Origin of the sequence: Siccirubricoccus sp. G192, assembly GCF_019084075.1 — a bacterium.
In the GTDB taxonomy this organism is placed as follows: domain Bacteria; phylum Pseudomonadota; class Alphaproteobacteria; order Acetobacterales; family Acetobacteraceae; genus G192.
The window spans coordinates 827,626-853,890 of record NZ_JAHREN010000001.1; the positions used below are offsets into that span (position 1 = coordinate 827,626).

Annotated in this window: 23 protein-coding genes and 3 pseudogenes; 11 read left to right on the forward strand and 15 right to left on the reverse strand. The window is 71.3% G+C overall.

Annotated features, from left to right (window positions below; all coding sequences use genetic code 11):
• Position 1 precedes the first annotated feature (1 nt).
• Positions 2–1,348, reverse strand: coding sequence for a 3-phosphoshikimate 1-carboxyvinyltransferase (gene aroA, locus KSF81_RS03910; protein WP_217377866.1), 1,347 nt, complete (start codon positions 1,346–1,348; stop codon positions 2–4).
• Positions 1,349–1,467: 119 nt separating this feature from the next.
• On the opposite strand from aroA, the gene KSF81_RS03915 reads away from it, so the two are divergent.
• The 3 genes from KSF81_RS03915 to gyrB all read left to right on the forward strand — a co-directional run bounded on the left by KSF81_RS03915 (position 1,468) and on the right by gyrB (position 5,614).
• Entirely contained in the window at positions 1,468–1,794 is a 327-nt protein-coding gene (locus KSF81_RS03915) for a TIGR02300 family protein (protein ID WP_217377867.1), read from the forward strand.
• A 132-nt stretch (positions 1,795–1,926) separates the two neighbouring features.
• Positions 1,927–3,117: a DNA replication/repair protein RecF gene (recF, locus tag KSF81_RS03920; protein ID WP_217377868.1), complete on the forward strand. Its 1,191-nt coding sequence runs from the start codon at positions 1,927–1,929 to the stop codon at positions 3,115–3,117.
• Positions 3,118–3,154: 37 nt separating this feature from the next.
• On the forward strand, positions 3,155–5,614 hold the full coding sequence (gene gyrB, locus KSF81_RS03925) for a DNA topoisomerase (ATP-hydrolyzing) subunit B (RefSeq protein ID WP_217377869.1): 2,460 nt from the start codon (positions 3,155–3,157) through the stop codon (positions 5,612–5,614).
• Positions 5,615–5,898: 284 nt separating this feature from the next.
• On the opposite strand, the gene KSF81_RS03930 is transcribed toward gyrB, so the two are convergent.
• On the reverse strand, positions 5,899–6,393 hold the full coding sequence (locus KSF81_RS03930; protein ID WP_309139467.1) for a DUF488 domain-containing protein: 495 nt from the start codon (positions 6,391–6,393) through the stop codon (positions 5,899–5,901).
• A 305-nt stretch (positions 6,394–6,698) separates the two neighbouring features.
• Complete coding sequence (locus KSF81_RS03935) at positions 6,699–7,883, reverse strand: MFS transporter (protein WP_309139696.1); 1,185 nt, start codon at positions 7,881–7,883, stop codon at positions 6,699–6,701.
• A 288-nt stretch (positions 7,884–8,171) separates the two neighbouring features.
• Here KSF81_RS03935 and KSF81_RS03940 point away from each other — a divergent pair.
• Positions 8,172–8,522, forward strand: a pseudogene (locus tag KSF81_RS03940) (transposase); the annotation flags it as partial.
• Positions 8,523–8,608: 86 nt separating this feature from the next.
• Here the strand turns inward: KSF81_RS03940 and KSF81_RS03945 are convergent.
• The 3 genes from KSF81_RS03945 to KSF81_RS03950 form a co-directional block, all read right to left on the reverse strand.
• Entirely contained in the window at positions 8,609–9,037 is a 429-nt protein-coding gene (locus KSF81_RS03945; RefSeq protein ID WP_256444300.1) for a transposase, read from the reverse strand.
• A gap of 24 nt (positions 9,038–9,061) precedes the next feature.
• A complete protein-coding gene (locus tag KSF81_RS30855) occupies positions 9,062–9,187 on the reverse strand; it encodes a hypothetical protein (RefSeq protein WP_256444380.1) in 126 nt (41 codons plus the stop codon).
• Positions 9,188–9,460: 273 nt separating this feature from the next.
• On the reverse strand, positions 9,461–11,218 hold the full coding sequence (locus tag KSF81_RS03950) for an NAD(P)/FAD-dependent oxidoreductase (protein ID WP_217377873.1): 1,758 nt from the start codon (positions 11,216–11,218) through the stop codon (positions 9,461–9,463).
• A gap of 411 nt (positions 11,219–11,629) precedes the next feature.
• Here KSF81_RS03950 and KSF81_RS03955 point away from each other — a divergent pair, with 411 nt between their 5' ends.
• The 4 genes from KSF81_RS03955 (at position 11,630) to KSF81_RS03970 (ending at position 16,208) form a co-directional block, all read left to right on the forward strand.
• On the forward strand, positions 11,630–12,994 hold the full coding sequence (locus KSF81_RS03955; RefSeq protein WP_217377874.1) for an MmgE/PrpD family protein: 1,365 nt from the start codon (positions 11,630–11,632) through the stop codon (positions 12,992–12,994).
• A gap of 102 nt (positions 12,995–13,096) precedes the next feature.
• Positions 13,097–14,320, forward strand: a complete 1,224-nt coding sequence (locus tag KSF81_RS03960) for an ABC transporter substrate-binding protein (RefSeq protein ID WP_254453356.1) — start codon at positions 13,097–13,099, stop codon at positions 14,318–14,320.
• Between the two features lie 60 nt (positions 14,321–14,380).
• Positions 14,381–15,121 (forward strand): cyclase family protein, encoded by a 741-nt coding sequence (locus tag KSF81_RS03965; protein WP_217377875.1) that lies wholly within the window; start codon positions 14,381–14,383, stop codon positions 15,119–15,121.
• Between the two features lie 31 nt (positions 15,122–15,152).
• Positions 15,153–16,208: an SDR family oxidoreductase gene (locus KSF81_RS03970; protein WP_217377876.1), complete on the forward strand. Its 1,056-nt coding sequence runs from the start codon at positions 15,153–15,155 to the stop codon at positions 16,206–16,208.
• 107 nt (positions 16,209–16,315) lie between these two features.
• On the opposite strand, the gene KSF81_RS03975 is transcribed toward KSF81_RS03970, so the two are convergent.
• Together KSF81_RS03975 and KSF81_RS03980 are read right to left on the reverse strand one after the other, a co-directional pair.
• Positions 16,316–16,624, reverse strand: coding sequence for a hypothetical protein (locus KSF81_RS03975; RefSeq protein ID WP_217377877.1), 309 nt, complete (start codon positions 16,622–16,624; stop codon positions 16,316–16,318).
• A 17-nt stretch (positions 16,625–16,641) separates the two neighbouring features.
• Complete coding sequence (locus tag KSF81_RS03980) at positions 16,642–17,013, reverse strand: hypothetical protein (RefSeq protein ID WP_217377878.1); 372 nt, start codon at positions 17,011–17,013, stop codon at positions 16,642–16,644.
• 110 nt (positions 17,014–17,123) lie between these two features.
• Here KSF81_RS03980 and KSF81_RS03985 point away from each other — a divergent pair, with 110 nt between their 5' ends.
• Together KSF81_RS03985 and KSF81_RS03990 are read left to right on the forward strand one after the other, a co-directional pair.
• Complete coding sequence (locus KSF81_RS03985) at positions 17,124–17,498, forward strand: helix-turn-helix domain-containing protein (RefSeq protein ID WP_217377879.1); 375 nt, start codon at positions 17,124–17,126, stop codon at positions 17,496–17,498.
• Positions 17,499–17,526: 28 nt separating this feature from the next.
• Positions 17,527–18,615 (forward strand): hypothetical protein, encoded by a 1,089-nt coding sequence (locus tag KSF81_RS03990; protein WP_217377880.1) that lies wholly within the window; start codon positions 17,527–17,529, stop codon positions 18,613–18,615.
• An 88-nt stretch (positions 18,616–18,703) separates the two neighbouring features.
• Here KSF81_RS03990 and KSF81_RS03995 read toward each other — a convergent pair whose 3' ends face one another.
• The 6 genes and pseudogenes from KSF81_RS03995 to KSF81_RS04020 form a co-directional block, all read right to left on the reverse strand.
• Positions 18,704–19,687 carry a RidA family protein gene (locus tag KSF81_RS03995; protein WP_217377881.1) on the reverse strand — a complete coding sequence of 328 codons (984 nt, stop codon included), beginning with the start codon at positions 19,685–19,687 and terminating at the stop codon, positions 18,704–18,706.
• A 107-nt stretch (positions 19,688–19,794) separates the two neighbouring features.
• A pseudogene (locus KSF81_RS04000) lies at positions 19,795–20,778 on the reverse strand (Hsp33 family molecular chaperone HslO); the annotation flags it as partial.
• 159 nt (positions 20,779–20,937) lie between these two features.
• Positions 20,938–21,907, reverse strand: a pseudogene (gene argF, locus KSF81_RS04005) (ornithine carbamoyltransferase).
• Positions 21,894–23,096 (reverse strand): aspartate aminotransferase family protein, encoded by a 1,203-nt coding sequence (locus KSF81_RS04010; RefSeq protein WP_217377883.1) that lies wholly within the window; start codon positions 23,094–23,096, stop codon positions 21,894–21,896. Before KSF81_RS04010 ends, argF begins: the two are co-directional and overlap by 14 nt.
• Positions 23,097–23,278: 182 nt before the next feature.
• Positions 23,279–24,106, reverse strand: a complete 828-nt coding sequence (locus KSF81_RS04015; protein WP_217377884.1) for a PRC-barrel domain-containing protein — start codon at positions 24,104–24,106, stop codon at positions 23,279–23,281.
• 114 nt (positions 24,107–24,220) lie between these two features.
• Positions 24,221–24,676, reverse strand: coding sequence for a heme-binding protein (locus tag KSF81_RS04020; RefSeq protein ID WP_217377885.1), 456 nt, complete (start codon positions 24,674–24,676; stop codon positions 24,221–24,223).
• 102 nt (positions 24,677–24,778) lie between these two features.
• Here KSF81_RS04020 and KSF81_RS04025 point away from each other — a divergent pair, with 102 nt between their 5' ends.
• Positions 24,779–25,429, forward strand: coding sequence for a RecX family transcriptional regulator (locus KSF81_RS04025; RefSeq protein ID WP_217377886.1), 651 nt, complete (start codon positions 24,779–24,781; stop codon positions 25,427–25,429).
• 13 nt (positions 25,430–25,442) lie between these two features.
• On the opposite strand, the gene KSF81_RS04030 is transcribed toward KSF81_RS04025, so the two are convergent.
• Positions 25,443–26,264 carry an SDR family NAD(P)-dependent oxidoreductase gene (locus KSF81_RS04030; RefSeq protein ID WP_217377887.1) on the reverse strand — a complete coding sequence of 274 codons (822 nt, stop codon included), beginning with the start codon at positions 26,262–26,264 and terminating at the stop codon, positions 25,443–25,445.
• Position 26,265 lies beyond the last annotated feature (1 nt).

Sequence of the window (26,265 nt, forward strand, 5' to 3'; positions counted from 1 at the left end):
CTCACGCAGGCCCGATCGCCGCCCCGCCGGCGGCCTGGTTCACCAGGGCGGCGAAGCCGGGGAAGCTGGTCTCGATGAAGCCGGCATCATCCACCGCGACCGGCGCGCGGGTTGCCAGGCCCAGCACCAGGGCGCTCATGGCGATGCGGTGGTCCATATGCGTGGCGACCAGGCCCCCGCCCGGGATGGCGCCCATCATGCCATGCACCAGCAGGTCGTCGCCCAGGATCTCCGCCCGGATGCCATTGCCGGCCAGCAGCGCGGCGGTGACGGCCAGGCGGTCGCTCTCCTTCACCCGCAGCTCGCCGAGGCCGCGCATGCGGGTGGTGCCCCGCGCCGCCGCCGCCGCGACCGCCAGGACCGGGTATTCGTCGATCATGGCGGGCGCCCGGCCGGGCGGCACCTCCACGGCGCGCAATTCGGAGTATTCCGCCACCAGGTCGCCGACCGCCTCGCCGCCCTCGGTGCGGGCATTCTCCACCGTGAGCCTGGCGCCCATCTCCCGCAGGGTGGCGAGGAGGCCGGTGCGGAGCGGGTTCAGCCCGACATTCTCCAGCACCAGCCGGGAGCCCGGCACCAGCAGCGCCGCCACCAGCAGGAAGGCGGCCGAGGAGGGGTCGCCCGGCACCAGGATGGGGGCGGCCACCAATCCCGGCTGGCCCTCCAGCTCGATCACCCGGCCCTCCGGCCTGTCCTCCACCCGCACCGTCGCGCCGAAATGCCGGAGCATGTTCTCGGTATGGTCGCGGGTGGGTTCCGGCTCGACCACCCGTGTGGTGCCGGGCGCGCACAATCCCGCCAGCAGGCAGGCCGATTTCACCTGGGCGGAAGCCACCGGCAGCCGGTAGTCGAGCGGCAGGGGCTCCGCCGCGCCCTGCACCGCCAGCGGCAGCCGGCCGCCCTCGCGCGACCAGAATTGCGCGCCGGTGGCGGCCAGCGGCTCCGTCACCCGCCGCATCGGCCGGCTGCGGAGCGAGGCGTCGCCGGTCAGCACCGAGAAGATCGGGTGGCCGGCCAGCAGGCCGGTCAGCAGCCGGGCGGCGGTGCCGGAATTGCCCATGTCCAGCACATCCGCCGGCTCCACCAGCCCGCCGACGCCGCGGCCGGCCACCCGCCAGCGCCCGGGGCCGAGGCGCTCCACCGTGGCGCCGAGGGCCCGCATGGCGGCGGCGGTGCGGAGCACGTCCTCACCCTCCAGCAATCCCTCGATGCTGGTGGTACCGACCGCCAGCGCGCCGAACATCAGGGCGCGGTGGCTGATGGATTTGTCGCCGGGCACGCGAAGGCAGCCGGAGAGGGGCGCCGGGGCGGCGGCGGCGCGGAGGGGCTGGGGGAGGAGCTCGGCCATGGAGGGCGCGTTTGACACGGGCCGCTGCCCCGTGGCAATGCGCGGGCCCTTTTTCCCGGCCTGCGCGCGGCCGCCACATCACCCTGCGCGCCGGTCGGCTCTCAGCACGAGGCTTCCCCATGGCCAAGCCCGAATTGGGCCTCAAGCGCGTCTGCGTCGCCTGCGGCACGAAGTTCTACGACCTCGCCCGCGCCCCGGCGGTCTGCCCGAAATGCGGCACGGAACAGCCGGCCGAGCAGCCGCGCCCGCGCCGCGTCGCCGGCCCGCTGCCGCCCGAGGACAAGGTGAAGAAGCGCGCCGCCACCCCGGAGGCCGAGGGCGAGGAGGTGGAACTCGAGGATGTCGAGGCCGACGAGACCATCGAGGATGCCGAGGAGCTCGAGGACGAGGCCGAGGCGATCAGCGACGAGCTCGAGGTCGATGCCGACCGCGACGAGGAAACCTGATCCCGCCCCGCCCTGCCGGTGACCGCATCGGCAGGGCCCGACGGTGCCGGCGCATGCCATCCCCGCATGCCATCCCTGGCCAGGATGAGCGCCCCACCTGACCCGGGCGGGCGGCGGGGCCATCTCTCCCCCATGCCCCCGCTTTCCCTCACCCGCCTGATGCTGCGGGACTTCCGCAGCTACCCGGCGCTGACCGCCGGCTTCCACGGCCGGATCGTGGTGGTGGCCGGGGAGAATGGCGTCGGCAAGACCAACCTGCTGGAGGCGATCAGCCTGCTCGGCCCCGGCCGCGGGCTGCGCGGGGCGCGCATCCTGGAATTCGGCCTGCACGGGCCGGAGGGGCCGCTGCCCTGGGCCGCCGCCGGGCGTTTCCGGGGGCCTTCCGGCGAATTCGACATCGGCACCGGCACGCCGGAGGGCGGCCCGGCCGAGCGCCGGGTCTTCCGCCTGGATGGCCAGCCCGCGAAGAGCCAGGCCGACCTGGCCGAGCGGGTGGCCGCCGTCTGGCTCACCCCGCAGATGGACCGGCTGTTCCAGGACGGTGCCGGCGACCGCCGCCGCTTCCTCGACCGCCTGGTCTGGGCGCTGGAGCCGCACCATGCGCGGGAAGTCGCCGCCTATGACAATGCCATGGCCCAGCGCAACCGCCTGCTGGCCGGGGAGCGGCGGGAGGGGCGCGCGCCCGACCCCGCCTGGCTGGCGGCGCTGGAGGATGCCATGGCCCGCCACGGCGTGGCCGCCGCCGCCGCCCGGCGCGGCCTGGTCGGCCGGCTGAACGCGGCCCTGGAGGGCGGCATCACCGGCGCCTTCCCGGCGGCCCGGCTCAGCCTGCACTGCGCCGTGGCGGCGGCGCTGGACCAGGCCCCGGCGCTGGCGGTCGAGGACGGGCTGCGGGCGGGGTGGGCAGCGGAGCGGGGCCGGGACGCGGCGGCCGGCGCCACCCTGAGCGGCCCGCACCGGGCCGATCTCGGCTTCACCCATGTGCCGAAATCCCTGCCCGCCGCGCTCTGCTCCACCGGCGAGCAGAAGGCGCTGCTGGTCGCCGTGGTGCTGGCCCATGCGGCGCTGATCGAGCAGACCAGGGGCTTCGCCCCCCTGCTGCTGCTGGACGAGGTGGCGGCGCATCTGGACGCTCCCCGGCGGGAGGCGTTGTTCGGGGCGCTGGCCGCCCTGCCGGCCCAGGCCTTCCTCACCGGAACGGATCCTGCCATATTCGCGCCGCTGCGGGGGTGGCGGAGGTGTTCCGCGCCCTGCCCGGGCAGATCGTTCCGGATGGCGATTTTCCCGTGCCGGAAGCCGCCTGAATCCCTATATTACGGGTAGTTTCCCGAACCAGATCGCACAGGAGCTTGCCGCCGGCATGAGCGACCTCGCCGCGCGCGCCGAATCCACCCCGTCCGACAGCAACTCGACCCTGGGCGGGGCCGATTACAACAGCGCATCCATCACCGTTCTCAAGGGCCTGGAGGCCGTGCGGAAACGGCCCGGCATGTATATCGGCGACACCGATGACGGCTCCGGCCTGCACCACATGGCCTTCGAGATCGTCGACAATGCCGTCGACGAGGCGCAGGCCGGCTTCGCCACCAAGGTCGAGGTCACGCTGAACGGCGATGGCAGCGTCACCGTGCGCGACGACGGCCGCGGCATCCCCGTGGAGATGCACGAGGAGGAGGGTGTCTCCGCCGTCGAGGTGGTGCTGACGCGCCTCCATGCCGGCGGCAAGTTCAACCAGAATTCCTACAAGGTCTCCGGCGGGCTGCACGGCGTTGGCGCCTCCGTGGTGAACGCGCTGTCCGAATGGATGGAGGTGAAGATCTGGCGCAACGGCCAGGAGCACCTCATCCGCTTCGAGCATGGCGAGACGGTGGCGCCGCTGCGGGTCGTCGGCCCCTCCGCCGAACTCACCGGCACCGAGGTGACCTTCAAGCCGAGCAGCGCCACCTTCACCATGGTCGAATACGACTTCGCGGTGCTGGAACGGCGCCTCAGGGAACTCGCCTTCCTGAATTCCGGCCTGGCGGTGACGCTGCGGGACGACCGGCACGTGCCGGCGCAGGAGGTGTTCTTCCAGTTCCGCGGCGGCCTCGTCGCCTTCGTCGAATGGCTGGACAAGGGCAAGGAGCCGCTGTTCCGGCCGCCGATCTCGCTGGTCGCCAAGAACCAGGAGGGCATCCAGGTCGAGCTGGCGATGTGGTGGAACAACACGCCGCGCGAGGTGGCGCTCTGCTTCACCAACAACATCCCGCAGCGCGACGGCGGCACGCACCAGGCCGGGCTGCGCCAGGCGCTGACCCGCGTGGTGATGAAATACGCCGAGGACATGGCGAAGAAGGAGAAGGTGGAGCTCGCCGGCGAGGACATGCGGGAGGGCCTGACCTGCGTCCTTTCGGTGAAGGTGCCGGACCCGAAATTCTCCTCCCAGACCAAGGACAAGCTGGTCAGTTCGGAGGTCCAGCCGGTGGTGCATGTGGCGGTGGCCGATGCGCTCTCCCACTGGTTCGAGACGCATCCGAAGGAAGCCAGGCTCGTCCTGGAGCAGGTCGTGCTCGCCGCCGCGGCGCGCAAGGCGGCGCAACTGGCGCGGGAGAAGGTGGGGCGGAAGAATGCGCTCGACATCTCCACCCTGCCCGGCAAGCTCGCCGATTGCCAGGAGAAGGACCCCAGCAAGTGCGAACTGTTCCTGGTCGAGGGTGACAGCGCCGGCGGCTCCGCCAAGCAGGGCCGCAACCGGGTGTTCCAGGCGATCCTGCCGCTCAAGGGCAAGATCCTGAACGTGGAGCGGGCGCGGATCGACAAGATGCTGAGCAGCGCGGAGATCGGCACGCTGATCACCGCGCTCGGCACCGGCATCGGGCCGGGCGAGCCGTCCAAGGGCGGCTTCGATGCCGGCAAGCTGCGCTACCACCGCATCGTCATCATGACGGATGCGGATGTGGACGGCAGCCATATCCGCACCCTGCTGCTCACCTTCTTCTTCCGGCAGATGCCGCAGTTGATCGAGCGTGGGCATCTCTATATCGCGCAGCCGCCGCTCTACCGGGCGAAGCGTGGCAATGACGAGCGCTACCTGAAGGACGACAAGGCGCTCGAGGACTTCCTGCTGGAGAAGGCGCTGGCCGGCGCGCGGCTGCGCCTGGCCGATGGCCGCGAACTCGCCGGCGAGGAGCTGCGCGCCGAGATGGAGGTGCTGCGCCAGGTCTCCAGCCGGGTGCGCCGCCTGGCCGCGCATGTGCCGGTGGAGATCGTGGAGCAGGCGGCCGTCGCCGGCGCGCTGACCCTGGAGCGGGAACGCGGCGAGGCCGGCGCGGCCCGGCTGGTCGGCCGGCTGAACGATCTGGCGCTGCCCTCCGAGCGGCACTGGAATGCCAGCGGCGGCGAGGGCGGGCTGCAGGTCTGGCGCGTGGTCCGCGGCGTGACCGAGCGCCATGCGCTGAACCCGGCCGCGCTCCGCAGCGCCGAGGCGCGCTGGCTGGATGAGCGGCGGGAGATCCTGGCCCACGAATTCGGCGGCCCCGCGGCCCTGCTGCTGGAAAGCACGGAAGCGGCGGTGCAGGGGCCGGTGATGGCGCTGGAGCGCATCCTGGGCCAGGGCCGCAAGGGCCTGACCATCCAGCGCTTCAAGGGCCTCGGCGAGATGAACCCGGACCAGCTCTGGAAGACCACCCTCGACCCCTCGGTCCGCACGCTGCTGCGGGTGCAGGTCACGGATGTGGAGGATGCGGAGACGGTCTTCTCGACGCTGATGGGCGATGTGGTGGAGCCGCGCCGCGACTTCATCGTGTCCAATGCGCTGAAGGTGGCGAATCTGGACGTGTAGGTGTTTGAGCCATGGCGGCTATCTCGTCCGCTTCGCGCGGATGCCCGGGTTCCGCAGCTTCCAGGCCGCGGTGCTCGAGCGCCGCCGCCGGGTGCCCACCAGCCCCGGCAGCCCGGTGCGGTAGCCGCCACCCACGCCCCTGCCCAAAGGGCAGGTGCCAGAAAGCCCCATGACCTCATCCCGAGGTCATGGGGCTTTTTGCGTTTCCGGCAACGGAGGCGAACATCGCCCGGAATCCGCAGGTCATCTGGCAATCCCGGCGGTGGACCCGCCGCCCGCTCCCGTCAGGGATGGCTGCCCATGTAGACCAGCGTCCCGTCAGGCTCCAGGACGGCCGCCGAGTTCATGCTGGCCCGCTCGATCTTCCCCGGCCCCATGATGTGGAACACCTCCTGGCCGCCTGCGAGCAGGTAGTCGGTGATGATGCGTCGGTGGCAGCGCCACCAGACTGCCTCGGCACACATGATGGCGCAGACATGAGAGCCGCCGAGGCCACGCAGCTCCGCCATGCCTTCACGGAAGTCGGGCGTGGCTGCGTAATCGGCGTAGTTTCGGAAGCTTGTGTTTTCCCAGAAGGTGTTCCGCGAGGGGCCCTGGTCCTTTTGCTTGCCGCGCAGGCCGCCCAGGCGCCCGCAATGCCGATAGCCGATCTGGTACGGGGCCAAGGCTGCTGGGAGGGCGTCAGCATTGAACTGCGGGTTGGTGCGCGAACGGGGGATCGTCCGGACATCCACGACGAAATCGGCCCCGGCTTCGCGGAGCAGATCGACCAGTTCCACCACCGATCGGGTCGAATGGCCGATTGTGTAGAATGGGGAACCCGGGGGCATGCTCCGCCTCGCTTCCGATGGGAGGTCAACGCGAGGTGGGCGGGGGTAGATGCGAGCGGCGGATCAGGCCGACTGGAACCGGGCTGGGGTGGATGCCGCGGAGCGCGGTACCACCGGCTCCGCGCCACGCCCTGCCACCCGCGGGACGGTGAGGCGCCGCAGTCGGCCATCCTGTGTCGGCCAGTCGATGGAGTGACCCTCGGACGGCCCCAGGCGCACCAGGCTGCCAGGTCCTGTGAGCCAGCGGCGACACCTCAGCGCCCCATGGGCCGGCGCAGCGCCCAGAAGGCGATGGATCCACCTACATAGGCGGCGATGGAGAGGATGAAGGCCAGCCGGTAGCTGCCGGTCAGGTCGAACAGCAGCCCCGCGGCCCAGGAGCCGATTGCCGCACCCAGGCCGGAGCCGATGGTGATGACGCCCAGGATGGTCCCCAGCCTGGGGCCCGGAAAGAGGTCCGCGGTCTTGGCGGTAATGGCCGGGCCGCGCGCACCCCAGGTCAGACCGAAGAAGCAGGCATGCAGCCAAAGCAGCAGGTGCTGGTCGGGCCCGTCGATCAGCAGCGCGCAGGCCACCCCGACGATGGAGATGCCATAGGCCAGCAGCGCCGCCCTCTCCCGTCCGATGTAGTCGGAGATCGTGCCGGTCAGGATCACCCCTGGCAGCGCCAGGAAGCTGCCCATGCCCAGCACCGTCGCGGCATAGAGTGGCTCGAACCCCTGGCCCACGGCGAAGGCCAGCTGGTGCAGCGAGACCAGGAAGCTGCCGATGCTGGTGAACATGTAGACAAGGAGCAGCAGCCAGAAGTGCCGGGTGCGCGCCGCCTCGGCCAGGGTCCATTGCCGTGCCGCCGTCGCGGCCGCGGTGGCGGGAGCGTCGGGAGCACTGGGAGTCGCCCCGGCGCGGGGGAACATCGCAGCCAGTGGCAGGACCAGCAGTGCCATGGTGCCCGCCTGCAGCAGATAAGCGCTGCGCCAGCCCAGCCCGTCCACCAGGATCTGCGCCACCGGTGCCGAGACGGCGCGGCCGAAGCCGTTGGCCGACTGCAGGATGGAGATCGCCATGCCGCGTTGCGCGGTGAACAGACGCGAAACCAGCGGCACCAGGACCACCAGGCCGATGCAGGTCGCACCGAACGTCATCACCACGCCGTAGAGCAGGACAATGTGCCAAAGCGTCGTGGCGAAGGCGCTGCCGAGCAGTCCCAGCGTCAATAGGCAGCCGCCCAGCAGCACCATGCGGCGGGAACCCACACGGTCCGCCAACCCGCCCACCAGGGGAGAGCAGGCACCGCCGACCAGTTGCCCCACCGAATAGGCCACGCTGCTCTCCGCGCGGCCCCAGTGGAATTCCTCGATGAAGGCCAGCAGGAAGACCGTGTAGGCATGCATCAAGCTGGCGCTGACGGTGAAGGCCAGGAAGCCGCTGACCAGGATCAGCCAGGCCTGGCGCGAGGGGGGAGCGCATTATCGGGCTCAGCTCCCCTCGTCGCGCAGGGCGGCCGTCACCGCGAGGTGCCCTGCCGCCCTGCCGATATCATGCGCATGGCGCGCCATTGCTGCTGAGCGGCGTGATCATCGGGGCGGCCTCCGCCCCGAGCATCGCGCGCGTGCCGGCCCAGCGCAACCGGGCCTGGGATGGTCTGTAATGAGACCTGTGCGCGGATGTGTTCGGACAGGCGGCGATCCGGCTGATTCGCTGACCGTATTCTGACGGCGGAGGTCGGGATGGCACGGCGGCGGATTGGGCAGGAGGATCTCATCGCACGCCCGGAGCCGTGGGCCGCATCATCACTGACGGAACTCGCCACGCTGCTTGACTGGGCCGAGATTGACCGCGCCCTCAAGGGCATCTCGGCAGCGGCGAAGGGTGAGATTGGTTGGCCGCCGCTGACCCTGTTCCGGGCTCTACTGCTGGCGACCTGGCACGATCTCTCCGACATCAGGCTGGCCGAGGCGCTGGACGATCGCACCAGCTTCCGGCGGTTCTGCGGCTTCGCCGCGCACGAGCCCACGCCCGAGCGCACTGCCTTCGCCCGCTTCCACCGCGAGTTGGTCCGGCGCGGCCTGGATCGGGCGCTGTTCGAGGCCGTCATGCCGCGCGTCAGGGGCTCTTCCTCGATTTCGGTGCAGCGGGGCGCGCCGGCGGCTACGTCGCCGCTCAGCTATGCGGCAAGCACGCGCACCCGCAGCAGGGCGTGGCTGGCGCGACCGGACATCTGCCGCTTCACCGTCTTGATGCGGTTGATCTCGCCTTCGACCGGGCTCGTGCTCCAGGGCTCCGTGATGGCCGCGCGGACGGCGGCCAGATCGCGGCCGATGCCCTCCGCGAGACTGGCGAGCTCGCTTTCGCGTGCCGTGGCGAGCCAAGCGTCCAGATCGGCAGCATCGCCGCCGCGGAGCATCGCAGCGAACCGCCGCGCCAGACCGGCAGCGGCATCGAGTGCAGGCGCGGCAGCCGTGATGCGGTGCACGAGATCGCGTTCCTCGGCACTGATCTGGTCAGGTTCGCACCCCAGCAACCAGGCGCAGCGCCGGCGCGACGGCCTGCGAACCGCGGCCGACCCGGCCGTGACGGAGGCCGGGTCGGGCAGGGGAACCGCTCGGCGCTCCGCAGCCTACCGTGCGACGGTCTGGAAGCTGCCGGCGAAGCCCCGCTCGCGGATTTCGCGGCAGAGTTCGGCCACCTTGCGGCAGCCAGCTTCCCAGCGCTGCTCAAGGTAAGGACGAAACGGGTCGAGCATGCGCGACACAGGCGGGCGGCGGTGTTCCGGGGCACCGCCGCCCGCCTTTGTCGCGCCATAGCTTGACAAGCTCCGGGTCGAGGGCCCAATCCGCTCCACGAACTACGGCCGCATCATCGTCCTACCCTACATATAGGTTTGTTCCGCGCGGCCGGGATCAGGCGGGCTTCGCCGGAATCCACCGGCCTCCCCATGGGTCGCCGGGCCTGGCCGGCGACCCTGAAGCCTTACGGAAAAGCCTGGGATCCTGGTTGTCTGCCCGCACCACCTCCGTCAGGAGGCGATGCCCAGCTCCCGCGCCTTGATCTGCAATGCGAGCACCTTCGAGAAGATGCGGCACTGCGCCAGCCCGCCGGCATGGAACCACAACCCCTTCTGCCCGGTGGGCCGCCACATGCCGTGCAGCTCCCCTTCCTCGTCGAAGCCCCAGACGCGGCCGATGCGCTCGCCCACCGCATCGCCGAGGATCCGCCGCGCCGCCGCCGCCTGGCCTTCATAGCCGGTAGCCAGCACGATCAGCTCGGCGGGCTTCACGCTGCCGTCCTTCATCACCGCGCCTTCGGGCCCGAAGCGCTCGATGTCATCGTACTGGATCAGCCCGATGCGCCCGTCGACGATCATCCGGGAACAGCCGGCGTCGAAATAGTAACCGCCGCCGCGGCTCTGGTACATGACCTGCCAGCCGGTGTCGTCCTCCCCGAAATTCAGGCGGAAACCTCTCTGTTGCAGGCCCTCCAGAAGTTCCTTGTCCGCCGCGCGGTTCATCGCCGTCATGCGCTGGTGCGAGCGGCGATAGACCGGGAAGGGGAAGGAGGCGGCGAGCAGATCCTTGTCCTCGAAGGGGATCTCCTCGTCATAGAGCGCATAGGGCGCCTGCGCTTCCTTCAGGCTCACCACCAGGCTCGGCCGGCGCTGGATCAGCGTCACCTCCGCCGCACCGGAGACGCAGAGGTCCTGCGCCACGTCATGCCCTGAGGTGCCGGTGCCCAGCACCAGCGCGCGCTTGCCCTTCCAGTCGAGCCCGCTGCCATAGCCGCTCGAATGCCGCACCGCGCCGCGGAACTCCTTCAGGCCCGGCAGATCCGGCAGGATCGGCGTGGTGCTGACGCCGTTGGCGAAGACGATATGGCGCGGCCGCATCCGCCGCTCGGTTCCGTCCCCGCGTCGCAACACCACGTCCCAGCACTGCGCGGCCTCGTCCCAGGTGCCGCCGGTGAGCTCCGTCTGCGTCCAGACATTGAGCTCCATCGCCTCGGCATAGATCTCGAACCAATTGGCCAGCATGTCCTTCGGGATGAAGACCGGCCAGGACGGCGGGAAGGGCATGTAGGGCAGGTGGTTGACGCGCGTCTCGTTGTGCAGCGTCAGCGCGTGGTAGCGGTGGCGCCAACTGTCGCCGACCCGCGCTTCCCGGTCCACCACGAGCGTGTCCACGCCAAGCAGCGCCAGCCGCGCCGCGACGGAGAGCCCCGCCTGCGCCGCGCCCACCACCAGCACGGCCGGGTCGTGGTCGGCATAGGCGCGCGCCCGGTTGCGCCGGTCGAGCCAGTTCTCCCCGCCGAAATTCCGCTTCCAGTCGACATCCTGCCAGCGCTTGCCATTGGCCGGATCCTCGTGGCCGCGGATCTCGTCGAGCGAGGTCATCAGCGTCCAGGCGCGCGGCTCCCCCCTTTCGGAGACCAGGCGCACCACGCCATTGCAGGGACCGACCGAGGTCTCGAAGGTGAAGATAGCCTCGATTGCCTCGGTGCCGGCCCGCTTCACGCGCCGCGGCGGCGTGCGGCCGGGGGCGAGTGCCAGCCCGCGCGGCGCCATGCGCGCCAGGGCCGGCACCATCCGCGCCGCGATGGAGGCGGCGCCGGAGGTCGTGCGCAGGTTCCAGGTGAAGGCGAGGATGTCGCGCCAATGGCATTCGCCGGCAAAGAGCGCCGCGATGCGCGCGGCCTCGCCGGAGGCCAGGGCCGCCTCGAAATCGCCGAGCCAGGCCTTGGCCGCGGCCTCCGCCGGGGTTCCGGTCAGGATGCCATCCATGGCGCCGTTTCCTTCCAACTCCCGCGTCATCGCCCGGGCGCGGATGCCCTGACCGGAAGCTAGCGGCCACCCACCGATGCGGCAAGGCGCACCCATGCCCCCGAGGCTTTCGGCCGGACCGAAGGTCGATCGCGGAAATGGAGGCTGGTCAAGGGCACCAGGCCGGTTGAACCTGCCGGGAGAGAGACCCGGCGCCGCCCTGGCGCCAGCAGAGGGCGTGTCGGGGAGACGAATTGCATCCATCGTTGCGCAGCCGCCGGCCTGCACCCGTCGATCGGCGGGTTCCTCCTGGCGGCGGAGCAAGACCTTGGGAATGGAGCAAGGCTGCTGGCCGAGGGTATCAGGGGCGGCACTGTGGTGCGAAGAATCGCCTCTCCGGCCGAGCGGCACCGAATAGCAAGGAGGGAACGCATGACCACGAAGGCACTGGCCGATTTCGTCGCCGGGTTGCGCTATGAGGACCTGCCGCAGCCGGTGGTGGCGCAGGCCTGCCGCCTGATCCTCGATGCGGTCGGCTGCGCCGTCGCGGCCTGGGCGGAGGACCCGGAGAAGGCGCGGCTCGCCCGCGACATCGCCGCGCTCTATCCGGCCTCGCCGGGCGCGGGGGTGGTCGGCGCCGCCGGCATCACGGCGCAGCCGGCCTTCGCGGCGCTGGCAAACGGCATCCTGATCAACGCCGCCGATAATGACGACACGCACAAGCGCGCGCTGCTGCATGTCGGCTCGGTCGTGGTGCCGACCGTGCTCGCCCTCGCGGAAACCGAGCGGCTGAGCGGGAGGGACGCGATCCTCGCCCTGGTCGCCGGCTATGAGGTCGCCGTGCGGGTCGGCATGGCGGTGATGCCGACGCATTACCGCTTCTGGCATTCCACCGCGACCAACGGCACCTTCGGCGCGGCGGCCAGCGCCGCCAAGGCGCTGCGGCTGGATGCGGGCGGGGTGCGGCGGGCGCTTGGCCTGGCCGGGACGCAGGCCGCCGGCCTCAACACCTTCTTCGAGTCCGGCGACATGACGAAGAGCATCCATCCGGGCAAGGCGGCGCTGAACGGCGTCCTGTCGGCGCAACTGGCCAGGCTCGGCGCCACCAGCCCGCCGGGCATCCTGGAGCATCCGAAGGGCTATCTCGCCGCCTTCTCGCTGGAGCCGAAGCCGGAGGCGCTGGTCGCCGGCCTCGGCACGGAATGGGAAATCCTGCAGAACGGCTTCAAATTCTTCCCCTCCATCCTGGCCAGCCATTCGCCGATCCAGGCGACGCTCGCCCTCGTCAACCGCCACCCGATCGACCCGCGCCGCATCGCCCGCATCACCAACGAGACCTACCGGACAGTCACGACGCATTTCTCGGGCAAGGAGGTCGGCTCGGTCATGGCGGCGCGCGTCTCGGTGCCCTACTGCATCGCTATCGCCGCGGTGGACCGGGCGCTGGGCCAGGCGCAATTCGCGCCGGCGCGCATCGCAGACCCGCTGGTCCGCCAGGTGCTGGCGCGGACGGAGGTCATCGCCGACGAGGCGCTGGACAAGCTCTATCCCGCGAATTTCCCGGCGCGCGTCACCATCACCCTCGACAGCGGCGAGTCCTTCACCGAGACGGTGCTGCTGCCGAAGGGCGATCCCGGCGCGCCGCTGAGCGAACAGGAATTGGCCGACAAGTTCCGCGGCAATTGCGCGGCGATGCTGGCAAGTGGCCAGGTGGAGCGGCTGCGCGAGGCGATCCTCCACCTGCCGAAGGCTGCCTCGGTGGTGGAACTCACGAAGCTGCTGGTGCCAGCGGCATAGCTCATTTCGCACGCCGAATTTGCGGATACCGGCCTCATGGGAGAGGGAACGAGAAAAATGAATGGTGACGAGGCAACCAGGAAAGATCCCGCGGCATCGGGAATGGGGCGCAGGGCTGTGATGCTGGCCGGCGGCGGGCTTGCCGCCGCGGCCATCTGGCCCTCCAGGCGCGCCCTCGCCCAGGCTTCCGGCAATGTGGTCAGGATCGGGGTGCTCGACGACATGTCCGGCCCCTTTGCCGACCAGCAGGGCATGGGTGACGTCGTCTCCGCGCGCATGGCCATCGAGGATTTCGGCGGCCAGGTGCTGGGCAGCCCGATCGAACTGGTCTTCGGCGACCTGCAGAACCGCCCCGATATCGGGATGGGAATCGCGCGCCGCTGGTATGACCAGGAAGGCGTCGACGCGATCTTCGGCATCGGCAATTCCGCCGTGGCCCTGGCGGTGCAGCAACTCACGCGGGAGAAGGACCGCATCAACGTCTCGGTCGCGGCGGGGACGACCGACCTCACCGGGCGTGGCTGCACCCCGAACGGGTTGCACTGGACCTACGACAACTACGCGCTCGCACGCGGTACCGTCTCCGCCATGATCGGCGAGGGCAAGCGGCGCTGGTACTTCATCACCTCCGACTATGCCTTCGGGCATTCCCTGGAGGCCAATGGCACCGAGATTGTCCGCGCGCTCGGGGGCGAGGTGCTGGGCGCCACCAGGGCGCCGCTCAACGAAACGGATTTCTCCGCGCACCTGCTCCGCGCGGCGCAGTCGGGCGCCCAGGTGCTGGGCCTTGCGGTGGCCGGCACGGATCTGATCAATGCGGTGAAGCAGATGGGGGAGTTCGGCCTCACCAAGCGCGGCATCCAGCCTGCGGCGCTGCTCTGCCTGCTCACCAATGTCAAGGCGATCGGCCTTGAGACGGCCCAGGGGCTGGTCTTCACCGAGGCCTATTACTGGGACCAGAATGACGAGACCCGCGCCTTCTCCGCCCGCTTCGCGCGCATCCATGGCCGCCCGCCCACCATGTTCCAGGCGAGCATGTGGGGGGCGGTGACGCACTACCTGAAGGCCATCAAGGCCGCCGGCACCGATGCCGCGCCGGCCGTCATGGCGAAGATGCGGGAAATGCCCATCAACGACTTCATGACGCATGGCGGCCGCATCCGCGAGGATGGCCGGGTCATCCGCGACATGTACCTGATGCGCGCCAAGCGCCCGTCGGAGTCCCGGGGTGAATGGGACCTCCTCGAAGTGGTGAAGACCATCCCCGGCGACCAGGCCTTCCGCCCTGCCAGCGAGAGTGAATGCCCGGCGCTCCGGCGCACCTGACAGTCCGAGGACAGAATGCCATGACAGACCACGCAGGGAGGCGGCAGCAGCCGAGCCGCGATGTGTGACCCCGCCGGCCCGCGCGGCCAGGGATGGCGCGGCTGGAGGAATAGTCCCGAGCCGGTCGCGGGCATTCCCGATGGCCCCTGGCTCGATCTCTCGCATCGGCTCAATGCGGCGATGCCGAGGGTTCCGACCTTCCCGCCACCGGTTTTCCGGAAGCGCATGTGCATGCCGGCCGATCCGCTGAACGTCACCGAGTTCAGCATGGTCGTCCATACGGGCACACATATCGATGCGCCGCGCCATTTCTTCAGCGACGGCCCGGCACTGGAGGGGATTCCGCTCTCGCGGCTGCACGGGCCCGGGGTGGTCTGGACGCTGGACGGCCTCGCGCCCGAAAGCCTCATCGAGGTCTCGCATCTCGAAGCGGCACGGCCCCTCCTCCGCACTGGCGACATCCTGGCGCTCGATACCGGCTGGTCCCGGCTTGCCGGCACCGAGGCCTACGAGGCGCATCCAAGCCTGTCGCCGGAGGCGGCAGCGTGGCTGGTGGACCACGGCGTCAAGCTCCTCGCCTGCGATTTCCCGACGCCGGACATGCCGGTGCACCGGCGCCCGCCGGGCTTCGACTGGCCGGTCCACAAGCGCCTGCTGCGCGATGGCGTGCTGATCTGCGAGCACCTTCGCGGCCATATCCCGCTCTCGGGCCGGCGGGCCGAGTTCATGTTCAACGCCCTCAATATCGAAGGCTCGGACGGCTCGCCCGCCCGGGTCCTCGCACGCGCCATTCGCGACTGAGAATGCCGCATGAGAGGCGGAAGGAGGTCCCTTGAGCAACACGCGGGTCATGCTGGTCGTGGGCGCGACCGGCGCGGCAGCCAGTCGAATCCTCGAAGGGGGAAGGGCTGCCTCCGGGACCGAGGTGATCGGGCTCTCCCGCAACCGCCCGACGCAATCGGACGCCTGGCTGACCGCCGATCTCAATGACGGGCGCAGCCTGTCCGAAGCCCTGGCGACGAGGCCGGACATCACCCACATCGTCTACGCATCACGGGCTCCGCATGGCGAGACGGGCGTCGAGGACGTGCCGGGCAATCTCCGCATGCTGCGCAACCTGGTGGACGCCGCGGAGGCCAGCCTGCCCCGCCTGGCGCATGTCCATCTGGTCCATGGCGGCAAGTGGTATGGGCTCCATATCGGCCCATACCGGACCCCGGCGCGCGAGGATGACCCCCGCCACATGCCGCCGAATTTCTACTACGACCAGCAGGATTTCATCGCGGGGTGCCAGGTCGGCAAGACCTGGGCCTGGAGCGCGAGCCGCCCGAATTTCGTGCTCGATGTCGCACCGGGCCGTGCCCGCAACATGGTCTCGACCCTCGGCGCCTATGCCGCGATCTGCCGCGAGCTGGATGTGCCGCTCGATTTCCCGGGCAAGCCCGGTGCCTGGACGGCGCTGCATGAGGTGACGGATGCCAGGCTGCTGGCGGAGGGGGTCCTCTGGATGCTCAGCGAGCCGCGCTGTGCCAATCGCGCCTTCAATGTGACCAATGGCGACAGCTTCCGTTGGCGCGATCTCTGGCCCTCCCTGGCCGGGCAATTCGGCCTCAGGCCCGGCACCGTGCGCAGCATGTCGCTGAAGCACTGGATGGCGGACAAGGCGCCGGTCTGGGACGCCATCAGGCGACGCCATGATCTCGCCCTGCCGATCGAGCAGGTGGCGAGCTGGGACTTCGCCGATTTCTTCCTCGGCATGGACTACGACGTGCTCTCCTCGATGACCGCGGCGCGGACCGCCGGCTTCACGGGTTTCGTCGATAGCTGGTCCATGTTCGCCGAGCAGATCGCCGGCTACCGCGCGGAGGGGATATTGCCCAACCCGTAGGGCGACGCCCCAAGGGTGCCTTCAATCCGTGGCGCTTGGTCCTGGGTTGCCAGGCCGTTACCCCGGCCCGGAGCCCCCCCCTGATGGATATGCCCGGCCGAGGCCGCTCAGCAGGCCGGCCGGCTGGCCAGGTCGCGGCGTGCCTCGGCGGCGTCGCGGCGGGCCGCGTCGAGATCCCGCGCCGCCTCGCGCGCTTCACGCCGGGTTTCGGCGGTGTCGAGGTCACGCTCGGCCTCGCGCGCATCGCGCCGGGCATCCCGCAGGTCGTGCCGGGCTTCGCCGCGGCCCCCATCGAGGCAGGCCGGCCCCTGCCGCGGCGCCTCGATGACGACCTGCTGCGCCTTCGCCGCAGGCGGGCCAGCAGGGCGGCCAGGGCCAGCGCAAGGGGCGCGAGCCCGATCAGGGGGGCTGTTCATGTCGGGCCTCCCTGCCGCTACCGGCAATCCCGCTGCGCATAGCCGGCGGTGCGATGCGCCCTTCCGGCATCCAGCCCGGTGCCGGTGATGGCGGCCTGGGCGGCGGCCGACTGCGCCTCTCCCACCGCTTCGGCACAGTAGGAATCATAGGGCCGGGCCGCCACCGGCGCGCCATAGCCCTGCGCCTGATAGGGCTGGGTCACGGCATAGCCGGGCTGGGCATAGGGCGAGGCCGGCGCATAGACCGGTGCCTGGGAATAGGGCGCCTGGGCATAGGCCGGTGCATAGGCGGGCGTATCGGCCGTGGTCTGCACCGTGCAGGCCGGCAGCAGCGCGAGCGCGGCGAGTCCGGCCAGGGCGCCAAGGGGGGTGCTCAAGGGACGGGGCATGCAGGGGCTCCTTTCTTGTCCGGTCCCGCGCCGTCCAGCGCGCGGGGTGGCGGACGGTTCCCGCTGCGCCGGGTCTTGTGCGCGTAACGTTAAGTGCTTACTTTACACTTATGGAACCCGATGCCCCGCTCGACCTGCCCCGCCTCGGCGCGCAATTGCGCGCGGCCCGGCAGGCGCGCGCCGCCGCCGATCCGCGCCAATTCTCGGTGCGCGCCCTGGCTGCCCGGCTGAAGGTTTCCGCCGCCTATCTCTCGCTGCTGGAACGCGGCTCGCAGCGCCCGACCGAGGCGCTGCTGCGGGCCCTGGCCGCGGAACTCGACCTGCCGCCGGAACCGCTGCTCGCCCTGGCCCGCCGCGTGCCGGAGGACGTTGCCGCCGCGGTCGCCGCCCGCCCGGCCCTGGCCGAGGCGGTGCGGGCGCTGCGCGACCTGCCCGATGCCGCCCTCGACCGCGCCATCCGGCGCATCCGCGACGGCGATTGGTGACCCGACCCCGCAAGAAGGAGGACCCTCCATGCCGCTTGGCCTCGCCCGCGACACGCTGCTTTTCGAATTCCCGGAGGTGCACCCGGATGCGGTGCTGCGCGTCAGCTTCCAGCGCACCCTGCGGGTGCCGGACGATGCCGGGGAATACCATCTGCCGCCCGGCCTCGGCGCCTTTCCGCTGCGGGCGGTGGACGACCTGCCGGCGGACCTGTTGCCGGAGGATTGGCGCCGGCGCGGCGGCGTGGCGCTGCCGATGTGGCAGTCCGAGGCCTGCTGGCTCAGCTTCAGCTCCCCCAGCGGCTACCCGATGGCGGTGAAGATCGCCGCGGGCAAGGTGAATGCCATCACCGGCAAACCCTGGACCAACGAGTTGGATTTCGCCAGGCAGGACTACCTGGAGGTGCCGGGCCAGCCCTGGATCGACGGCTTCTGCGTGGCGGAGGGCATCATCCGGCAATTCGTGGCGATGCCGCTCGGCCAGGGCTATACGGCGGAGGAGCAGATCACCGGCGCCGCCGAGCATGGCGGCCTGCAATTGCTGGTGCATCCGCTGAAGCGGAAGGTGTGGCAGAAGCGGCAGCGCGCACGGGCACGCGCGGTGCGGGGGATGTGCATGCGGATGAGTTCCGCCGCTCCCTCCATGGGCCTCGCCCCCGGCGGCCGCATCCGCCAGCAGATCAGCAAGGCCAAGGAGCGCGCGGAGGACTGGGACCTCGCCACCCGCTCCCGCTGCTTCGTGCATATCGCCAATTCGCTGCATTGGCGCAGGATCACCGGCGCCGAGCCGCCCAGCCTGCCGCCGGCCGCCCGGGACTACACCCGGGCCGGCCTGCCTTGGTTCGACCTCTATCAGGACGCGCCGGCCCTGCCGGGCAGCCCGATCCTGGCGGGCCTCGCCTCGGTCTCCAGCCTCGGCCAGGCGAAGGGCGAGGCGCCCTTGCCGGAGAACGAAGGGTTCGAGCCGCCGGAGCCGGTGCTGCTCGGGCTGAGCGGCCCGCCCATCCTGCACGTGCTCTGTCCGGATCAGCGCTTTCCGATCGGACCATCCATGCTCAATGAACTCTTCCGGCCTCGCCCTGCAACTCCACCGCCCCCGGCCAAGACGGACCTGGATTGATGGCACGTCGTTCCGGGCGGAAGCACATCGCGCCTCCGCTCGGAACGGCAGGCCTGGCCTGTCCCATAAGCTCGGGCCGAGGTTGCGGCTAAGCCACCGCCTCGGCCTCCACCTCCACCAGGAAGCGCGGATCGGCCAGGCCGGCCACCACCAGCAGGGTGCTGGCCGGCGCGTGGCCGGCGAAGAAGGCGTCGCGCGCCGCGCGCCAGGGGCCGAGCAAGCCACGATCGGTCAGGAAGACCGTGACCTTCACCACCTGCTGCGGCCCCATGCCATGCGCCTGCAGGATGGTGCGGAGGTTGGCCAGCGCCTGCCCGATCTGCGCCTCCCCGCCCTCCGCCACCTGGCCCTCCGGCGTCAGGCCGACCTGGCCCGAGACCACCAGGCGCCGCGCCGCGTCCCGCACCAGCGCGGCATGGGAATAGCGGGAGGCCGGGGCATGCACGCCCGACGGATTGGCAAGCTCGATCGGCATGGTGGGGCCTCCTGGGTTCAGGTCTCGGGCAGGTCCTCGCGTGAGACGGCCTCGTCCCCGGTGCCGGGCGCCGCCGTGGCCAGCCAGTCCCGCAGGTTGCGGCGGAGCTGGGATTCGGAATTCCACGTTCAGGTCGTCCATCGCCCGGCGCAGCAGCAGGTCCGCCGCCCGGGGCCGTGTGGCGTCGGGCCCGGTCATGCTGCGCCGGACCTCGGCCTCGGCAAAGCCCAACCGGTTGCCGGCGGCATCCAGGATCTCCAGCCGGCAGCCGAGCAGGCAGGTCAGGCTGCTGCGCTCTCGCACCAGGCTGGCGGTGGTGACGGTGAAGACCGCCTGCCCCGCAGTGCCCGCGGCGGAAAGCCGGTCCCGCGCCATGATCCGCACCGCCTCGGCGGGCGGCGGCGAGAGCTCGGCCCCGATATCGCCCGGGAAGGTGCGGGGCGGCACCTGCGCGAATTCCAGCACCGCGACATTCAGCGGCAGCGGGGTCAGGTGCCGGAAGCCGAGCGGGCCGAGCGGCGGCGGAACGGCATCGCTCCGCCCGCCGCAGGCCGTGGCCAGCAGCGGCAGCAGCAGCGCGGCGCGCCGTGTCGGCATGGCAGGACCCCTATGCTGTGGACGGCCGGTTGCCGCCGGGGCTTCGTCCCGTGGCACCCTGCCGCGCCGAGGATGTAACGGCTCAGGCCCCCCCCGGCGCTACCCCCGGCATCCATCCCGCGGATTTCCGCGCGGTCGAAGCAGAAATCCAGGTTGCAGAACTCGCAGGTCATGGTGATGGCCCCGGCCTCTGCCATGTGGTCCAGATCCTCCTCCGGGAAGCCGGCCAGCACCCCGGCCAGCCGCGCGCGGGAGCAGCGGCAGCCATAGGAGAGCGGCCGCGGCCGGTCGAGCGCCAGCCCCTCGGCATGGAACAGCCGGTGCAGCACCTGGTCGGGCGGCAGGGCGTCGTCCAGCATCTCGGCCTCGGTCAGGGTGCCGGCCAAAGCGAGGGCGGTGCGCCAGGCCTCCTCCTGCGCCTCCTCCTCCGGGGAGCCCTCCGCGGCCTCGGGCGCGATGCCGCCGCCCACGGCCACCCGCTCCATGATGAAGGCGCTGGCGCGCCAGCCGGCCGGGGTATGGGCGCAGGCCAGCCGCACATGGGTGCGCAATTGCTCGGAGGTGCGGAAATAGTGCCCCGTCATGTCGGCCAGGGTGGCGCCCTCGATGGCGACGATGCCCTGGTAGCGGTCCATCTCCGGGCCCTGGTCGCAGGTGAAGGCGAGGTAGCCCTGGCCGAGCAGCGCAGCCGCCTCGGCCTCCGCATCCACGGCCAACGCGGCGGCCAGCGCCGCCGGCTCGGCCCGGGCATAGCCGCGCAGCGCGCCGGCCTCCGTGCAATCGGCCAGCAGCATCGGCACCGCGCCGTCGCCCTTGGCCTGGAGCGAGAAGCTGCCGCGGTATTTCAACGCCGCGGCGAGGCCCGCGGTCAGTGCCAGCGCCTGCCCCAGCAGCCGGGCGACGGCGGGGTGGTTCTCATGGCGGGTGAGCAGGACCTCAGCCAAGGGGCCAAGCCGGATCAGCCGGCCGCGGACCGGCCCGGCCTGTAGATGAAAGGGCTGCACGCCGCGCGGCACCGCCAGGTCGGGCACCGGGGGGCGGTCATGCTGGAGGAAATCGGGGGTGGCGGAGGGGAGGGTGGGGTCGGGCAAAACCTGGGAACCTTACTGGAGAGGCGCCATAGATAGGGTCTCCCGCGCCGCCCTACAGCCGGCTCTCCGGCCCAAAGCACCACCGGCAGGCATGGTCTCGTCAGCCAGGGATGCCCCGCCCCCTGGCCGTTGCCGGGCCGGGCTCTTCCCCGGCTTCGCCTACCCCGCCCCCAGTGCCCAGAGCAGCACGCCCTTCTGCGCATGCAGCCGGTTCTCCGCCTCGTCGAAGACCACGCTCTGCGGCCCGTCGATGACCTCGGCCGCGACCTCCTCGCCGCGATGCGCCGGCAGGCAGTGCTGGAAGATCGCATCCGGCGCCGCATGGGCCATCAGCGCCGCATCAACCTGGTAGGGAGCCAGCAGGTTGTGGCGGCTGGGGCCGCCGCCCTCGCCGGTCTCGTCGTTCATGCTGACCCAGGCATCGGTCACGACGCAGCGGGCGCCGCGCACCGCCTCGACCGGATCCTCGGTGAGTTCGATGCTGGCGCCCTCCGCCCGCGCCCAGTCCACCAGCGCCTGCGGCGGCCGCAGCGCGGCGGGGGGTCGCGAGGCGCAGCGTGAAGCCGAAGCGCGCCGCGGCCTGGATGAAGCTCTGCGCCACGTTGTTGCCGTCGCCGACCCAGGCCACCACCTGGCCGGCGATCGGCCCGCGATGCTCCTCGAAGGTCAGCACATCCGCCATGAGCTGGCAGGGATGCGAGACATCCGTGAGGCCGTTGATGACCGGCACCGTGGCGTATTGCGCCATCTCGCGGATGCGGCGCACGTCATGGGTGCGCATCATGATCGCATCCACATAGCGCGACAGCACCTTGGCGGTGTCGCTCACCGACTCGCCGCGCGAGGACTGCATGTCCCGCGCATAGAGCATCACCACCTCGCCGCCCAATTGGCGCACGCCGACCTCGAAGGAGACGCGGGTGCGGGTGGAGGGCTTCTCGAAGATCAGCGCCACCGTCTTGCCGGCCAGCAGCTTCACCGCCGGCGCGGCGCGCTTGGTCTGCGCCGCGAGGTCGAGCATGCGGCGGAGCGTCGCCGGCTCGAAATCCATCAATTCTAGGAAGTGGCGCGGGGGGCGTCCCCCCCGGCCTCCGTCCGCACCGCTGCCAGCGCACTCATTGGGCGGCATCCTTCGCGCTGGAGGGGGTCAGCGCCAGGCAGGCGCGGTCGAGCAGCCGCACCGCCTCATCCGCCTCCGCCTCGGTGATGATGAGCGGCGGCGCCACCCGCAGCACGTTCATCCCGGCGGCGACGGTCAGCAGCCCTTCCGCCACGGCGGCGGCCTGCATGTCGGTATTGGAGACCTCCGGCCGCAGCTTCAGGCCGAGCAGCAGCCCGGCGCCCTGCACGCCCTCCACCACCGCGGGGTGGCGGTCCGCCAGCCCCAGCATGCCACGCCAGAGATGCCGCGCCACGCGGTCCACGCCATCGAGGAAGCCGGGCGCCAGCACCACGTCCAGCACCGCATTGCCGGCGGCGCAGGCCAGCGGGCCGCCGCCGAAGGTGGTGCCATGGGTGCCGGGCTTCAGGTGCTTCGCCACATGCTCCTTCGCCAGGATCGCGCCGAGCGGGAAGCCGCCGCCGATGCCCTTGGCGGCGGAGATCACATCCGGCTCGATCCCCGCCCATTGATGCGCCCAGAGCTTGCCGGAGCGCCCCATGCCGGTCTGCACCTCATCCAGCGCCAGCAGCAGGCCGAATTCGTCGCAGACGGCGCGCAGCTCGCGCAGGAAGCGGAGATCCGCGGCACGGACGCCGCCCTCGCCCTGCACCGGCTCGATCATGATGCCGGCGGTCCCGGGCCCGATGGCGTCGCGCACCGCGTTCATGTTGCCGAAGGGCACATGGTCGAAACCCTCGACCGGCGGGCCGAAGCCGGCGAGGTACTTGGCATTGCCTGTCGCCGCCAGCATGGCCAGGGTGCGGCCGTGGAAGGCGCCCTCGAAGCAGATCATGCGGAACCGCTCGGGGTGGCCGTTCTCCGCGTGGTATTTCCGCACTGCCTTCACCATGCCCTCGTTCGCCTCGGCGCCCGAGTTGCAGAAGAAGACGGAATCCGCGAAGGAGGCCGCGACATGCCGCGCCGCCAGCGTCTCCGCCTGCGGCACCCGATACAGGTTCGAGACATGCATGACCTTCGCCGCCTGCTCCGCGATGGTGCGGGTCAGGTGCGGATGGCCGTGGCCGAGGCTCGAGGTGGCGATGCCGGCGCCGAAATCCAGGAATCGTCGCCCGGCTTCCGTCCACAGCCAAGCGCCCTCGCCCCGCTCGAAGGCGAGGTCGGCGCGGTTGTAGGTCGGCATCAGGGCGGGGATCACGGGAGGCGATTCTCCAGACTTCCCCCCGGGGCCCGCGACTGCCGCCGGCCCTGGCGAGGGAAGCCGGGGATTTGGCCGCAAAGCTCCGGCCGCGTCAAACCCGCAAATATGAAAAAATGCCGCCCCGGCGCAGCGGGGCGGCACTCTATCGGGTCAGGCCGGGGCAAGGCCCCGCCCAGGGATCAGCCGCGCCGTTCGGCGGCGTTGTCGTAGGTGAAGGTCGGCAGGCTGGTCAGGCTGTCCTTGGTGGCGCCGGTCATGGTCCAGCGGTTGCGCTCGGAGTTCATCTGCAACCGGTCATAGGGCACAGCCACCAGCTTGGCACCGATGCCGAGGAAGCCGCCCACCGAGACCACCGCCACCGGCGCGCCACCGCCCGGCGGGATCAGGATGTCGTCCACCTCGCCGATGCTCTCGTTGTTCTCATTGTAGACGGTGCTGCCGATCACCTTGCTGGCGCGGCGGCCGTTGCGCAGCGCGGCACTGTCTACCGCCACGGCGCCGGTGGTGGCGCCGGTGGTGGTGGTGGTGGTCGTCGAAGTGGTTGTGGTGCCCGTGGTGTGGGGCGCGGTGGCGCTGGTATTCGGGTGGCTGTCGAGCGCGCGGCCGACGGCGGTGCCGGGCGGGTTGCCGGGAGTGCCATCCGGCGGGGTGCGGTTGCCGGTGACGCTGTCCACGGCGCGCTGGGTCGCGGTGCTGGGCGGGTTGCCCGGCGTGCCGTCCCGCGGGCTGGAGGTGGTGCCCTGGGCCATCACGCCGCCCGAGGCATCACGGTTCTGCGCCATGCCGGAGCCGGCATTGTTGCCCGGGGTGGTCTGGGTCGTCGCCTGCCCGGCATTGGCACCGGCCCGGGCGCCCGGGCTGCCCGAAAGCGGCCCCTGCTGCGGCGTGGTCTGGGTGGTCTGCGGCTGCATGGAACTGCCGGCCGAGCCCTGTGCGAAAACCAGGCCCGGCAGGGCGATCAGCCCGGCGGCGGCAGTCATGGCGAGCAATTGCTGGCGGGTGGTCATGGGGGGCGTGGCCTCCTGCTGCGTTCCGCCCGGCGGGGGCCGGGTTGAGGCTTGCAGAACGCCCCGGAACGACAGCAGGTTGCCTGCACGGCCGGTCGCGAGACCGTCGGCGAACTATTCCGGGTCGCCGGTATCGGGGGCCAGGCCCGCCGCCTTGATGCCGGCCACGGCGCAGACCTCGTCCTGGGCGGAGACGTCGCCGCTGATGCCGATGGCGCCCAGGATCAGCCCCTCTGCGTCGCAGACCAGCACCCCGCCCGGCACCGGCACCGCCCGGCCGCCGGCGATATCCGACAGCGCGTTCATGAAGCCCTGCATGGCCTGGGCCCGCCGCGCCAGCTCCCGCCCGCCCAGCCCGAGGGAGAGCGCGCCGAAGGCCTTGCCGAGCGCGATCTCCGGCCGCAGCAGGCTGCTGCCGTCCTGCCGCTGCATCGCCTTCATCTGGCCGCCGGCATCCAGCGCGACGACGGTGAGGGGCTGCAGCTTCAGCTCCCGCCCCTTCGCCAGGGCGGCTTCGACGATGGTATTCGCCTGCGCGAGCGTCAGGCCATTGGTGGCGTAGCGGGCCATGGGCGGGGTTCCTCCTCAAGCGTGGATGGGCACTCCTATTGCCCGCTCGGGCGTGCAGCCGCCAGCCCTGGACGCGGGCACCCACCATGCCAGACTGGGCGCATGGCACGGGACGGGGACCAGGATCAGGGCCGGCGAGGCAGGCGGGGGCGCGCCGGGTCGCAGCCTCGCCCGCCGCCCGCCGCCGGCCCGGCCCCGACCGCGGCCCTGCTGCATGAGGCGGCGCTGAACCACCTGGCCCGCTTCGCCGCCACCGAGGCCGGGTTGCGCCGGGTCTTGCAGCGCCGGGTGGATCGCTGGGCCCGCCGCGCCGAGGCCGAGGGCACGGCGCCCGCCGCCATCGCCCCGCAGGCCGCCGCCGCGAAGGCTGCCGCTGCCCTGGTGGCGCAGCGCCTGGTCGCCAGCGGGGTGGTGGACGACGCCGCCTTCGCCGCCGCCCGCGCCCGCCGCCTGGCCCGCGCCGGCCGTTCCCGCCGCGCCATCGCCGCGCATCTGGCGGGCAAGGGCGTGGCGCGCGAAGCCGCCGATGCCGCCTTGCCGGAGGCGCCGGAGGCGGAGCTGGATGCGGCGCTGGCCTATTGCCGGCGGCGGCGGATCGGGCCCTTTGCAGCCGAGCCGCCCACCCCCGAGGCGCGGCTCAAATCCATGGCCGCCCTGGCCCGCGCCGGCTTCGGCCGCGATACGGCGGAGGCGGCGCTGGAGATGGACCCGGCGGTGGCGGAGGAGCGGCTGATCGCGCTGCGGCGGGGCTGAGGCCGCGCTTCCGTTACCCCGGCCTTGCCGCCGTCAGCCCGCCATCCACCACCAATTGCGTCGCGGTGATGTAGCGCGCCTCGTCCGAGGCCAGGAACAGCACCGCATTGGCCACGTCCCAGGCATCGCCCATCCGCCCGATCGGCACGCTGGCATGGCGCTTCGCCACCAGCGCCTGTGCGTCATTGGCGCCCATCTGCTTCGCCAGCCGGTGCTCCACCAGCGGCGTGTGCATGGTGCCCGGCACCACCGTGTTCACCCGGATGCCCTTCTTCACGAAGGCGATGGCGGTGGAGCGGGTGAAGGCCAGCACCCCGGCCTTGGCGGCCGCATAGGCCACATTGGTGCGGCCCTCCACCTGGTGGCTCATGCAGGCCACCGAGGAGATGTTCACCACCGCCCCGCCGCCCTGCCGCTCCATGACGGGCAACACGTATTTGCAGCCGAGGAAGGCGGTCTTCAGGTTGTGGTCCATCTGCCCGTCCCAGACCTCCTCCGGCATCGTCACCGCATCGCCGGGGGCGGAGCCGCCGACATTGTTCACCAGGATGTCGATGCCGCCGAACCGCGCCAGGCACTCCGCGACGGCTGCCTCGACCTCCGCCGCCATGGTCATGTCGCAGGTGCGGGTGGCGCAGGTGCCGCCCTCGGCCTCGATCAGCCGCCCTGTCTCGGCGACCGCCGCCGGGTTGATGTCGAGCGCGAAGACCCGGGCGCCCTGCCGCGCCATCAGCACCGCCGTCGCCCTGCCATTGCCCCAGGCGGTGTCCCCTTTGGCCTCGCCCACCGAGCCCGCGCCGGTGATGAAGGCAGTCCTGCCGGTGAGGTCGAGCATG